The organism is Photobacterium sp. R1 (assembly GCF_054600795.1).
This window is the reverse complement of the sequence record NZ_BAAHZP010000013.1, coordinates 42,660-55,500: the sequence shown is the minus strand read 5'-3', so window position 1 is coordinate 55,500 and position 12,841 is coordinate 42,660. Positions and strand designations below refer to the sequence as shown.

At 50.8% G+C, this 12,841-nt stretch carries 14 protein-coding genes; 9 read left to right on the top strand and 5 right to left on the bottom strand.

All coding sequences use genetic code 11. From position 1 onward, the window contains the following. The first annotated feature begins 63 nt into the window (after window positions 1-63). The gene (locus tag ACYP03_RS18855; RefSeq protein ID WP_459781610.1) at window positions 64-975 is read left to right on the top strand and encodes a LysR family transcriptional regulator; all 912 of its coding nucleotides are present in this window, start codon (window positions 64-66) and stop codon (window positions 973-975) included. 50 nt (window positions 976-1,025) lie between these two features. Here ACYP03_RS18855 and ACYP03_RS18850 read toward each other — a convergent pair whose 3' ends face one another. Continuing rightward, the gene (locus tag ACYP03_RS18850; protein ID WP_459781703.1) at window positions 1,026-2,219 is read right to left on the bottom strand and encodes an MFS transporter; all 1,194 of its coding nucleotides are present in this window, start codon (window positions 2,217-2,219) and stop codon (window positions 1,026-1,028) included. Window positions 2,220-2,321: 102 nt separating this feature from the next. On the opposite strand from ACYP03_RS18850, the gene soxR reads away from it, so the two are divergent. Continuing rightward, window positions 2,322-2,759, top strand: a complete 438-nt coding sequence (gene soxR / locus ACYP03_RS18845; protein ID WP_248142879.1) for a redox-sensitive transcriptional activator SoxR — start codon at window positions 2,322-2,324, stop codon at window positions 2,757-2,759. On the opposite strand, the gene ACYP03_RS18840 is transcribed toward soxR, so the two are convergent. Beyond that, the gene (locus tag ACYP03_RS18840) at window positions 2,754-3,683 is read right to left on the bottom strand and encodes a LysR family transcriptional regulator (RefSeq protein ID WP_459781608.1); all 930 of its coding nucleotides are present in this window, start codon (window positions 3,681-3,683) and stop codon (window positions 2,754-2,756) included. The two genes, soxR and ACYP03_RS18840, sit on opposite strands and share 6 nt — an antisense overlap. 118 nt (window positions 3,684-3,801) lie before the next feature. Here ACYP03_RS18840 and ACYP03_RS18835 point away from each other — a divergent pair, with 118 nt between their 5' ends. Then, on the top strand, window positions 3,802-4,791 hold the full coding sequence (locus tag ACYP03_RS18835) for an NADP-dependent oxidoreductase (RefSeq protein ID WP_459781606.1): 990 nt from the start codon (window positions 3,802-3,804) through the stop codon (window positions 4,789-4,791). 48 nt (window positions 4,792-4,839) lie between these two features. Here the strand turns inward: ACYP03_RS18835 and ACYP03_RS18830 are convergent, their stop codons facing one another. Further along, window positions 4,840-5,364, bottom strand: a complete 525-nt coding sequence (locus ACYP03_RS18830) for a GNAT family N-acetyltransferase (RefSeq protein ID WP_459781604.1) — start codon at window positions 5,362-5,364, stop codon at window positions 4,840-4,842. Window positions 5,365-5,628: 264 nt separating this feature from the next. Between ACYP03_RS18830 and ACYP03_RS18825 the strand changes: the two genes are divergently transcribed. From ACYP03_RS18825 to ACYP03_RS18800, 6 genes are all read left to right on the top strand, one after another. After that, entirely contained in the window at window positions 5,629-6,360 is a 732-nt protein-coding gene (locus ACYP03_RS18825; protein WP_248142875.1) for a response regulator, read from the top strand. A 422-nt stretch (window positions 6,361-6,782) separates the two neighbouring features. Further along, the gene (locus ACYP03_RS18820) at window positions 6,783-8,003 is read left to right on the top strand and encodes an ABC transporter substrate-binding protein (protein WP_459781701.1); all 1,221 of its coding nucleotides are present in this window, start codon (window positions 6,783-6,785) and stop codon (window positions 8,001-8,003) included. Window positions 8,004-8,138: 135 nt separating this feature from the next. Then, window positions 8,139-9,059 carry a carbohydrate ABC transporter permease gene (locus ACYP03_RS18815; protein WP_330960983.1) on the top strand — a complete coding sequence of 307 codons (921 nt, stop codon included), beginning with the start codon at window positions 8,139-8,141 and terminating at the stop codon, window positions 9,057-9,059. Next, the gene (locus ACYP03_RS18810; RefSeq protein ID WP_248142872.1) at window positions 9,056-9,913 is read left to right on the top strand and encodes a carbohydrate ABC transporter permease; all 858 of its coding nucleotides are present in this window, start codon (window positions 9,056-9,058) and stop codon (window positions 9,911-9,913) included. Before ACYP03_RS18815 ends, ACYP03_RS18810 begins: the two co-directional genes overlap by 4 nt. A 5-nt stretch (window positions 9,914-9,918) precedes the next feature. Beyond that, entirely contained in the window at window positions 9,919-11,025 is a 1,107-nt protein-coding gene (locus tag ACYP03_RS18805; RefSeq protein WP_459781601.1) for an ABC transporter ATP-binding protein, read from the top strand. A gap of 154 nt (window positions 11,026-11,179) precedes the next feature. Next, window positions 11,180-11,518 (top strand): hypothetical protein, encoded by a 339-nt coding sequence (locus tag ACYP03_RS18800; protein WP_459781599.1) that lies wholly within the window; start codon window positions 11,180-11,182, stop codon window positions 11,516-11,518. 144 nt (window positions 11,519-11,662) lie between these two features. Here ACYP03_RS18800 and ACYP03_RS18795 read toward each other — a convergent pair whose 3' ends face one another. After that, entirely contained in the window at window positions 11,663-12,172 is a 510-nt protein-coding gene (locus tag ACYP03_RS18795) for a DUF2165 family protein (protein ID WP_459781597.1), read from the bottom strand. Next, window positions 12,169-12,840, bottom strand: a complete 672-nt coding sequence (locus ACYP03_RS18790; RefSeq protein WP_459781595.1) for an HAD family hydrolase — start codon at window positions 12,838-12,840, stop codon at window positions 12,169-12,171. Before ACYP03_RS18790 ends, ACYP03_RS18795 begins: the two co-directional genes overlap by 4 nt. Between the last annotated feature and the right edge of the window lies 1 nt (window position 12,841).

The following is a 12,841-nucleotide window of genomic DNA, read 5'->3' as shown; positions in this document are numbered from 1 at the left end:
TGATTCAGAATAGATTGATAATTGGCTTGAATCTGAAAACTCATTTCATAAAAACTGAATAATATGGCGAAAATTGATGACATGGCGCTGTTTGCCCAGGTGGTGAAATCGGGCGGACTGGCTGCCGCAGGGCGCAAACTGGGGCTGTCACCAGCCAGCATGACGGCCAGAATGAATCAGATAGAACAGCACTATCAAACGCGTCTTCTGAACCGGAATACACGGCACATTGCGCTGACGGATGCCGGGCAGCGTTTTTATGAAGGCTGCCTGCGGGTTCTGGAAGAAGTTGCGATGGCCGAGGCGGCACTGAGTGAAGAGAAAGCGGCCTTGTCCGGGACGTTGCGGATCACAGCGCCGTCAGATTTTGGAAGACAGTATGTCGCCCCGGCACTGGCGGCATTTCATGCTGCACATCCGGACGTTTCTTCTCATCTTTATCTGACAGACGGCCGGTTGAAACTGATCGATGAAGGGATTGATATTGCCATCCGGATGGGCGATTTGCCTGACAGTAATCTGGTCGCCCGCGCACTGGTTCAGAATCGCCGGGTGCTGTGCGCTTCTCCGGCGTATCTTGAACAGGCGGGCATGCCGGCATCTCCTGATGAGCTGGTCAGGCATCGCTGTCTGGTGATGGCATGGGGCGGTCAGGAAATGGATGAATGGTTTTTCAGAACTGAAACCGGCCAGATGTCGGTCAAGGTTCGCCCGGCACTGGTGAGTACCGATGGAGCAATGGTTCGTCAGTGGGCCGTTGATGGCTGTGGTATCGCCATGAAATCCTGGTGGGATGTCCGAAAAGATGTCATGGATGGACGGCTGGTCGTGCTGTTTGATGAACAGATCATTGGCCTCCATCCCGGTGATTCCGATGTTGTCGGTATCCATCTGGTGTTTCCCGGCCGGAAATTTCAGCCCCGTCAGGTTCAGGCATTTTCCCGTTTCTTGCTCGAGTGGATGGCCGGACAATAAAAAAACGCCGCCCCGAAACAGCGGAAGGCGGCGTGTCACACAGACAGAGATCAGGCTGGCGTCAGATGGACATGGGCCTGACGCTGGTAAAGCATCTGCATGCCCAGTCCTGCAAGCAGAATGATCACAGCCATGATGGCAAAGCCCAGTTCGGTGATTTGCAGAGAGCTCAGGACGGCAATCAGCACAAAGCTTAGTCCCTGGCTCAGGACGGAAAACAGTTTCAGGCCCCCTTCAATGCGTCCCCGCTCATACACACTGACTTCATGGTTGAGCTTATTGGTTCGGGCGATGCGGTTCAGGGCGTTGAAGAATCCCAGAATGACGGTCACACAGACCAGAACTTCCGGCGTCAGCCAGACTGAGATCACCATCAGCAGACCCCCGATAATAATCACCGATCCGGTCATTGCTTTTTCGTGGCTGATCCGGGTCAGCAAACGGGTCACCAATAGTCCTGTGATCAAGGCGCCGATGCCGTAGCTCAGAGACCAGGAGGCAAACCAGCTGCCGCTGATGTGCTGCTCGGAAAAATAGACCGGAACCAGCTTCGCCAGATAAGACAGCATCGGATATGTCAGGCACGAGAGCGCCAGAAAGAGATAAAAAGCCGGCTGACGGGCGAAGATCTGGCGGCTGTCCGAGAGTTGACGGAAGAATGCCTGAGGTCGATGCGTCATCAGCTGACGCCGATATGGTGTGAGCTGATAACTGACTGCAGCAATGCCGGAAGCCAGGGTGGCCAGCAGGGCAAATTCTCGCATGGACCAGAGACTCAGCAGCACAATCCCGGCAGCCCCGGCTCCCAGTGTGGTGAGCTGCATCACGACTTCCTGCTGGCCGGTCACTTTTGCGTAGTCGGCTTTGTCATAGTTTTCCTGGGTAAAGGCATTGTTGGTGCTCCAGGCTATATCGTTGGTCAGCCAGAAAATCAGTTGTGCCAGCGCCAGCAGCCAGAGGGAATCGGCCTGAAACAAAAATGCGACCAGCACAGCCAGGGCGGTGGACGACTGAATGATCTGAATGGTGACCAGAATGGCTTTTCTGGAATGGCGGTCGATCAGAGTTGCGGTGAATGGCGTCGCGAAAAATGATAACGCAGTGCAGACCAGTGAAACCGTTGCAACAAATACGCCCATATCCCCCTGACTGAGCATGACCCAGGGTAACGCCAGCATAAACATGCCTGAAGAAATTCCGTCAAAAAAGCGGCCGGTAAGATAGGTGACAGTCCCTGACATGATGATTTCCTTTTATTTTTCTTGATGGTGGGCAGAGCTTAAAACCTCAAGTAAACTTGAGGTCAAGGCGGAAAAACAGATTTTTACTTGGGGACAGGAAAAGCAATGGACATGTCGGTCGGACAGGTGGCGCAGCGTGCAGACGTCAGAATATCAACGCTGCATTTTTATGAGCAAAAAGGACTGATTCAAAGCTGGCGAAATCCGGGCAATCAACGCCGCTATGACCGCAGTGTGTTGCGCCGGATTGCTGTGATCAAAACGGCCCAGCAGCTGGGCATGTCGCTGGAAGAGATCGGCGCGGCATTGTCCCACTTGCCGTTAGATCATGCGCCGACACAGGAAGAGTGGCAGGAGATGGCGAGTCTCTGGCGACAGCAGCTGGATGAACGGATCATAAAGCTGCAGAAAATGCGGGATTCTCTGGGAGAGTGCATTGGTTGCGGTTGCCTGTCGCTGAAAAAATGCCAGCTGCGAAACCCTGATGATGCGCTGGCCGAAGAAGGGACAGGTGCAGTCCTGCTGGAAGCAAAGACCTCATAAACCATGATCTGGCTGTGTAATGAGCTTTTGGGTGAGCAGTTTTTTGGTGAAGAAATCCACGGCGGCTCTGATCTTGGGCACCTGATACCTTGGCTTGTAATAGAGCAGGTGAATCCCGAGTTTTTCGGTGGACAGACACACAGGCTGAGGTAAATCAATTTTAACCAGCTCACCATTGTCTCTGTCCTCTTGGGTCGCCCAGTCCGGCAGCAGCGCCATAACTTTGCCTGCCATCATCAGTTCGCGAATGTACCGGCCGGAGTTGGTCACCACATAGGGCGTGAGATTCATCGCCATCCACTGGCCCTGCCGGACGATTCCCCAGCGGAGGATCTGGCTTGGACCCCGGTAAAAAGCCAGTTGATGCTGATGCAATTCCTCGTGGCTTGCGGGCATTCCGAACATGTCGAGATACTGGCGGCTGGCGCACAGATGCGGCGTGTTATCACACAGCCAGCGGGCGTGAATTCGCTCGTCCGGCATATAGCCCCCCCGAATTGCGATATCGATTTCAGCCTGCGACAGATCATTCACTTTATCCGACACATCAATATCCAGACGGATATCCGGATACAGCGATTCAAATTCACTCAGATGAGGCAGCATCTGATTCTCAAAATAATGGCTCATACAGCTGATTTTCAGGATACCTGAAGGCGTATGCTGGTAGGTCTGGACGAGTTCCTCGGCCTGGCGGATCTGCTCGAGAGCCCGCTGACACTGGGCCAGATAAGCCTGGCCGACTTCCGTCAGTTTGATGGCCCGGGTGCTGCGTTTCATCAGCTCGGAACCCAGGGTTTCTTCCAGCCAGCTGAGATGACGGGATGCGCTGGAGACCGGCAACTGTAACTGTTTGGCGGCACCGGAAATGCTGCCACACTGGATGGTTGTGGCAAAAACTTCCATGGCTTTGAGTTTGTCCATGCGATTTCTCTCTGGTTATTTTTCCAGTTTAAGCAAAAGTGTTTCCTAAATCTGCTGTCTTATTTTCATTTTCAGCAAGAGTTAGAGTGTGCCTCAACGCAAAGCGAGGAACAAGATCATGAGCTATAACGCGATTCTTCTGAAAAAACGTCCGGACACCCGTATCACGCCGGATGTATTTGAAAAAGTCACCCAATCAATGCCTGAACTGGCGGAAGGCGAGTTTCTCGTCAAGCAGACCCATATGTCGCTGGATCCTGCGATGCGCGGCTGGATGAGTGCGGATCGGGAAAGTTATATCCCGCCGGTAGAACTGGGTGATGTGATGCGCTCCAGTGGTATCGGTGATGTGGTGGCATCCCGTCATCCTGATTTTCCGGTGGGTACCCGTGTGATGGGGATGATGGGCTGGACCGAATATTTTGTTGCCAAAGGCGGCCTTTCACCGGTGCCGGTTACAGTGCCGCAGGAAGCATTGTTGTCTGTCGTGGCACTGCCGGGCGTTACGGCTTACCACGGTCTTTATGAAGTGCTGAAACCTGAAGCAGGACAGACTTTAGTTGTGACGGGTGCCGCGGGTTCTGTGGGCTCAATGGTCGGTCAGCTGGCGAAGCTCGAAGGCGTGCGGGTTGTTGGGATCGCTGGCAGTGATGAGAAGTGTCAGTGGCTGACCGAAACACTGGGCTTTGATGCCGCGATCAACTATAAAGATCCTGATTTTGCAGCGCAGCTGGCAGCAGCAACGCCGGATGGCATCGATCTGTTTTTCGAAAACACCGGGGGTGCGGCCCAGCAGCACATTTATCACCGGATGAATGCTCATGGCCGTGTTGCTGTGTGCGGCATGATTGCCGATTACAATACCGCGACGCCGCTGCCGGGTCCAAATTGGATGAACATTGTTCGTAAGCGTTTAATGATTCAGGGTTTTACCATGCCGGATCATTACCACCGTTTTGCGGAATACGGACAGAAGCTGGCAGAACATCTGATGGCAGGTCAGCTGAAATACCGCGCGCATACACTACACGGTCTGGACAGCGCGATTGAAGGCATTAACCTGCTGTTCTCCGGAGAGAATCAGGGCAAACTGATTGTTGAACTGTAAGTCATTGCAGTCGGATAGTGAGCCGGGCAGATGCCCGGCTCAGTGTGATCAGCATACCAGCCGGCCTGTTCCGGACCAGTTGTAAACAAACTCATCGACCACGGTGCCATCCGGTGCCTGCCAGGTTTGCGCACAGTATTCGGTGCCCCCGACGCGCTGGTAAAAACCAATGGCCGGCAAATTCGAAGCCAGCACTTCCAGATAGATACCCTGACCTTGTGCTTTCTGGTCAATGATTCCGGCAGCCGTTTTCAGCAACAGCTTTCCAACGCCTTGTCCCTTCGTCTGCGGGCTGACGTGCAGGTTATCGATCAGCGTTCCGAGTTCAGGGTGTGCATCCAGCTCAATACAGATGAAACCACAGAGCTGATTGTCCTGCTTTGCGACCAGAATATGTCGTTTTTCCATCGGCAGGATGAGTCGTTGATGCCATACCTGCTTTCTGTCCTGATGAATGTCCTGCGTCAGGTACTGCTCAGATAAGTCGTGGCGGTACACCATCTGCCAGTTCTGGATGTGCAGATCTGCGATGGCCTGATGATCGTCGAAAGTTGCGTCTTGAATGGTCAGCATATAGGCACTTCTTTTCTTATTTATGAGTTTTTCAGACATTATGCCTGAATGGCGTATGAGAGAAAGTGGTTGGCGACTTTCTGCTTTCAATCTCAGAGGAAAACTTTACCCGCCTCAAACTTTTGCGGTATCAGTCGTGATTTCATGTCTGTAATGAATAACACTGCCAATAAAAACAATAAACCTCAGCCACCTTAGAAGCCGTTGGACCGGCATCTGAAGGGAGTCTGGGATCTGACGTGTACAAGGAAAGAGAACACCAAGATGTCGACAAAGACCATTCTTGTTGTGGATGACGACGTTGAAATCCGCGAGTTATTGCAAGAGTACCTGACAAAATCCGGTTATGCCGTGATCACGGCTGAAGATGGGATCGCGATGAAACTACGGCTGGAGGCCGACGACCCGGATTTAATTTTGCTGGATGTGATGATGCCGGGGGATGACGGCTTCACTCTGTGCCAGTTTGTGCGTAAAACCTCTGAAGTGCCCATTATGATGCTGACGGCAGCGTCTGATGAAATGGATCAGATTCTGGGCCTGGAGATCGGGGCCGACGATTACATCGCCAAACCGTTCAGTCCGCGTCAGTTGCTGGCACGAATCAAAGCGCTGTTACGGCGGACACGGCCGGTTGCACAGGATGAATTTCAGCAACCCGCTACATTGCCGCGCACCATTCGTTTTGGTCACTGGCGGCTGGAGACGCTGTCCCATCGCTTGTATAACCTGCAAACGGAGCAGGACTTTGAGCTGACCGGGGGGGATTTCAGCTTGCTGATGCTGTTCTTATCCCGTCCGAATGAAGTGCTGGACCGGGACACGATTTCGAACGCCACCCGCGGTCGGGAGGCGTTGCCGTTCGAGCGGGGCATTGATGTTCAGCTGAGCCGGTTGCGTCAGCGGCTGGGCGACAGTGGCAAACAACCTAAATTCATCAAAACCATGCGCGGAAACGGCTATATCTTTACCGCCCCGGTGACGTATGAACACTGAACTGCCCGCCGTTTGCCTGAGGATTAAGGCAAATGGCCGGACTGTGTTTTCTTCTCTTCCGGACGCCTGCCTTCGCAGGAGTGACGGCGTTTGATGTTTGGATGCCGCCACTGCTTTGTGATTTCAGCGCAGGCAGGAATTCCTGATTCATCAGACATAGCTATATAACTCACACCAACTCACCTCACACTTTTTATCATTTTGTTAACACTGCAAGTCTCTGCTTCTAAAGATTAAAAATGACAATGTTACTTGAGCGTTACGTTTAGGTTTCCTTTTGTTACAGTGCGTTTTCCTTGGATGGGTAGACTCAGGAGGACTGGCTCGCCGTACCCAGCACGCCAGCATTCAACCTGAACACAAGGAAGAACATCATAATGATAAAGAATCGTACCTTTACACTGAAAAAATCACTTATTGCAATGACCTTTGCAGCGGTAAGTTCTATGGCGCATGCGGGTGAAGTTGAAGTCCTTCACTGGTGGACTTCCGGCGGTGAAGCCAAGTCCGCCGCTGTTTTGAAACAAATGCTAGAAAAACAGGGAGATAGCTGGAAAGACTTCGCGGTTGCCGGTGGCGGCGGTGAAAGTGCGATGACCGTTTTGAAAACCCGCGCGGTTTCGGGGAATCCGCCTTCTGCGGCACAGATTAAAGGCCATGATATTCAGGAGTGGGGTGATCTTGGCTTCCTGACCACACTGGATGATGTTGCAAAAGCGGGTCACTGGGATGACATACTGCCTGCAGTCGTGACGAAAGTGATGAAATACCATGGTGATTATGTGGCCGTCCCGGTGAATGTACACCGTGTGAACTGGCTCTGGGCCAACCCTGAGGTATTCAAAAAAGCCGGTGCGCAAGTGCCGACGAACATGAAAGAATTTTTTGCCGCGGCAGACAAAATCAAAGCAGCCGGATTTATTCCGCTGGCTCATGGGGGGCAGCCATGGCAGGACGCAACGTTGTTTGAAGCCGTGGCGCTGGATGTGCTGGGGTCGCAAGATTACAACAAAGCCTTTGTCGATTTAGATATGGGTGTGCTGTCCGGTCCGAAAATGGTGGAAACCTTCGCGACCTTCCAGCGCATGCACAACTATATTGATGACAATTCTCCGGGCCGTGACTGGAATATTGCCACCTCAATGGTGATCAACGGAGATGCCGCCATGCAAATCATGGGTGACTGGGCAAAAGGTGAGTTTGCTGCGGCCGGGAAAAAGCCGGGTAAAGACTACATTTGCGCACCGACTCCAGGCACGGCGAACCAGTTTACCTTCAACATTGACAGCTTTGCCTTCTTTAAACTGAACAATAAAGACAATGAAGTCGCTCAGAAACATCTGGCGAAAACTATTTTGGATAAAGACTTCCAGGAAGTGTTTAACCTGAATAAAGGTTCAATTCCGGTTCGTCTGGATATGAATATGGATAAGTTCGACCAGTGTGCGCTGGATTCGATGGCAACCTTCAAGGCATCTGCGAAAACAGGTGATCTGGTGCCAAGTATGGCGCATGGTCTGGCGACAACCAGCTATGTTCAGGGCGCAATCTATGATGTGGTCACTAACTTCTTCAACGATAGCGATGCTGATCCGAAACAAGCCGCGCAACAACTGGCCAAAGCCGTAAAAGCCGCCATTTAATCAACCGTCAGCGGGCTGAATACCGGCCCGCATTTTTTGATTCACGTGACTTCACGGTGCTGAATTTCAGCGCCGCAGGCTGTTGTTGCCCGGGAAATCACGTGATTGAGATGTCACCCAAATCAAGGACGCACTATGGAGCACACCTTGTCGCTGACCAAACAGAAAGCTGCCAGACCCGGTCTGGCGGACAGATTGCAGAAGTGGCTGCCGAAAATTGTGCTGGCCCCGACCATGCTGGTCACTGTGGTTTGTATTTACGGCTTTATGTTCTGGACCTTTTACTTGTCGCTGACTAATTCCCGTTTTCTGCCCAGTTTCAACTTCGCCGGTTTGCTGCAATACGAAAAACTGATGGACAACGATCGCTGGCTCACCTCGGTCACCAATCTGGGGATTTTTGGCCTGATGTTCATGTTCATCGCCATCGTACTTGGCGTGGGGCTGGCAATTTTGCTGGATCAGAACATTCGTCAGGAAGGCGCGATTCGCACGATTTATCTTTATCCGATGGCTTTGTCTTTCATCGTGACGGGGACGGCCTGGAAATGGATTCTGAACCCGGGACTGGGCATTGAAAAACTGATGCACGACTGGGGCTTTACCGACTTTCAGTTTCACTGGCTGGTGGATCAGGATATGGCGGTGTATACCCTGGTGATTGCTGCGGTCTGGCAGTCGTCCGGCTTTGTGATGGCGATGTTTTTGGCGGGTCTGCGCGGAATTGATTCCTCAATCATGAAAGCTGCGCAAATGGATGGTGCCAGCATGCCGGTTATCTACTGGAAAATTATTCTGCCTTGTCTGCGTCCGGTCTTTTTCAGCGCAGTCATTATTACCTCGCACATTGCGATTAAGAGTTTCGATCTGGTAACTGCTCTGACGGCGGGTGGCCCGGGTTATTCTTCTGACCTGCCTGCACTCTTTATGTATGCCCACTCCTTTACCCGCGGCCAGATTGGTCTGGGGGCTGCCAGTGCCATCATGATGCTGGCTGGTGTTCTGGCGATTCTGGTGCCTTACCTCTATTCGGAATTGCGGGAGAAAAAATCATGAATAAGCATTTCACGCTTGGCCGGATGGCGATTTACAGCGGACTGCTCTTTTTCTGTGTGGTTTACCTGATGCCATTGGTCGTGATGGTGATGACATCATTTAAAACGCTGCCGGACATTAAAAGCGGCAACCTGATGTCACTACCTCAGGAATGGGTGGGATATGCCTGGAATAAAGCCTGGTCCGGCGCCTGTACCGGTGTGAGCTGTGACGGTATCAAAGGCTATTTCTGGAATTCATTTCAGATGGTGATCCCGGCGGTTGCGATTTCAACACTGCTGGGCGCGTTCAACGGTTATGTGATCAGTAAATGGCAGTTTCGCGGTTCTCAGCTGTTTTTCAGCCTAATGCTGTTCGGCTGTTTCATTCCGTTTCAGGTGATTTTGCTGCCGATGGCAGCGCTGCTCGGCAAGCTGGGTCTGGCGAACACCACGGCGGGGCTGGTGACGGTGCACGTGATTTATGGCCTGGCGTTCACGACGCTGTTTTTCCGTAACTTTTACGTGGGCGTGCCTGATGAACTGGTGAAAGCGGCCAAGCTCGACGGTGCAGGCTTCTTTACCATTTTCTTCCGTATTCTGCTGCCGCTGTCGACACCCATCATCATGGTGACGGTGATCTGGCAGTTCACCGCGATCTGGAATGATTTCCTGTTCGGCGTGGTGTATTCCGGTGCCGAAACACAGCCCATTACCGTGGCGCTGAATAACCTGGTGAACACCAGTACCGGGGTGAAAGAGTATAACGTTGACATGGCCGCCGCCATTATTGCCGCCTTACCGACACTTTTGGTGTACGTGCTGGCAGGGAAGTATTTTGTACGCGGTCTGACCGCGGGATCAGTGAAAGGATAACCATTATGGCGACACTCGCTTTAAAACAGATTCGCAAAACTTACCGTAATGCTGAGATTGAGACGCTGAAAGGAATTGATATCAGCATAGATTCCGGAGAGTTTCTGATCCTGGTTGGTCCCTCGGGTTGCGGAAAATCCACATTGATGAACACCATTGCCGGTCTGGAAGACATCAGTTCCGGTGAAATTCTGATTGATGGTATCGATGTGGCGCAGGTCGAACCCAAAGATCGCGATATTGCCATGGTATTTCAGTCTTATGCGCTGTACCCGAACATGTCGGTTCGCGATAACATCGCCTTTGGTCTGAAAATTCGAAAGCTGGACAAGGCAAAGATTGCGCAGGAAGTGGACCGTGTGGCGTCCATGCTGCAAATCGATCACCTCCTGGATCGTAAACCCGCACAGTTATCAGGCGGGCAGCGCCAGCGGGTTGCCATGGGTCGTGCACTGGCGCGCCAGCCGAAGCTGTATTTGTTTGATGAACCGCTGTCGAACCTGGATGCCAAACTCCGGGTCGAAATGCGGACTCAAATCAAACGCTTGCATCAGCAGCTCGGTACCACCATTGTTTATGTCACGCATGATCAGATTGAAGCCATGACGCTGGCAGACCGGATTGCCGTCATGAAGGATGGTGAACTGCAGCAACTGGGTACGCCAAAAGAAATCTATACCCAGCCCAGCAATATGTTTGTTGCAGGGTTTATGGGATCACCATCGATGAACTTCATTTATACCCGGGTCGATTTAGACGTACAGGATAAACCCATCGCGCAGGTTCAACTCGGCAGCGATACCTATGCCTTGCCACTCCCGGCATCGTTGCGGGAGCGGGACGGACAATCGATTGTCATCGGACTGCGCCCGGAGAATATCACCGAGCAAATGGCAGAAGGGGAAACCTGTGCCAGTTTGCCATTGACGATCGATGTTCTGGAGCCAACCGGTCCGGACACGATTGCGATGGTGACGATGAATGGGCAAGAGGTCGCGTGTCGTATTTCCCCAGATTTCAATGCGAATGTTGGTGATACGCTGCCATTTTGTATTGATCTGTCTAAAGCTGTTTACTTTGATGCCACGACTCAACAACGGATTGCGGTCTAAAGAATAGCGCTCAATTGTGATGAAAAACCGCTCGGGTTTTGGACCAGAGTGGTTTTTTTCTTCTGATGTTATTCAACCAGATGATCAAGACAACCTTCTGCGGTTCAATATGCGCTTGGTTTTATTTCGGATAGTTTGACTAAGGATGAATGGAATGAAATTTTGGGCTGCTTTGGTATTCGGGCTGATGTCTTTTCACAGCTACGCCGCCAATCAAAATTATGTTGGGTCTTCTGTAACGACGATTAAAGAGATGCACTCGTATTCGGAAGTAGGTGGTGGGGATGTTGTTTTCAAGCTCGCGTCACCTGAATCAAGTTGCCCAGGTGGTTATTGGTTGCGGAAGACCGATCCGGGCTTTCAGGCGAATTTATCGATGGTGATCGCGGCCTATCAGGCAAAAACATCCGTAGTGAGCTATGGTTTACCGGATGAAATCTGGTCTGGTTCAGAGGGTAAATATTGCCGTTTGTACGCAATCAGTTATCGATAGTGGCTGTATCGAAACAGTAAAGAATTAACATCGTGATCTTTGCTCAGTCTGATTGTTTGGCTGAGATAAAAAGCCCGCTCCGGATGTGTACCGGAACGGGCTTTTTTTGTCATATCAGCACTCATCAGTGCGACTGGAAATCAATTACTGATGTGCGGCTTCCCATTTCAGTGAGGGAATGTTGTTCATCACAAAAGCGATGATTGAAATAATCAGTAAGGTGAAATGGACACCTTGCGGGCCGGAAAATTTTAGCCAATAACCAAAATATAACCCGCCGCACAGGAAACAGACCCAAATCATGGCAAAAAGTGACAGTGCAATATTGGTCACACTGATTGCTTTGACCTCACATCCCTTCGAAGCAAAAGCTTTGAAGTAACAATAGGAGGCATACCATAAAGAGAGCGAGACAATGTATTGAACCAATATAATGACCGAAAGCGCTATTTTTTCAATTCCATTGATGTGAATCGCTCTTGACTCAAGACCATTTCCAAAAACAGGGTCGGCAATCAACCCTTCCATTTTAAACATGGATGACAGCAAAAACTGATTTGTGCCGCTATCCAATAAGTTATTGGTTGCTGCGATTGTCAGCCACATGGCTAAGCCGGTAACAATCGCAGCTTTAAATAAATAGAAAGACTTCAATGGATGACCTCAATAAAAGAACCGTTGTTTTCGGATGCCCATTGTTCAAGTTCATCGTCACCACGCAGGACATGAGGATGACCCACACACTGAAGCATGGGAATGTCAGTGTGATGATCGCCATAAGCAAAGCTTTCGCGAGCACAAATCTGATGTTTTTCCATAAAAGATTTTACCGCTTCCGCTTTCCCTTCACCGATTGTCTGAGGCGGGATAATTGCACCTGTGAATAGGTCATCCTGTGTTTCCAATTGGACGCCTAATATATGTTGTACATTCAGCAGGCTGGCCAACGGACGCAAAATTTCATGACTTGCACCAGAGACAAATACGATGAGATGTCCTTGTGCCTGATGCCAACGAAGCGTCTCTAATGTTTCATTGATAAAGAAATTATCGGATTGATGAACTTCTTGAAACCAGGATTGGGTCATGTCAATGAATGAATTTCGGTTGAACCCTTTAAATTGCTGATAATAGTAACGATTGACCTCTGCACGTGAACGCTCTTTTGCCATGGTCTGAAACGATTTCATCATCGATTCAAACCGAGAACGTCCTTTATCTTGACCGTAACATGATTGATAAAAAAACTGTAGAAAGCTAAACATGCTTTTTATATTAATTATGGTTTCATCAACATCATAGAAAGCTGCAATCCGGGTCATA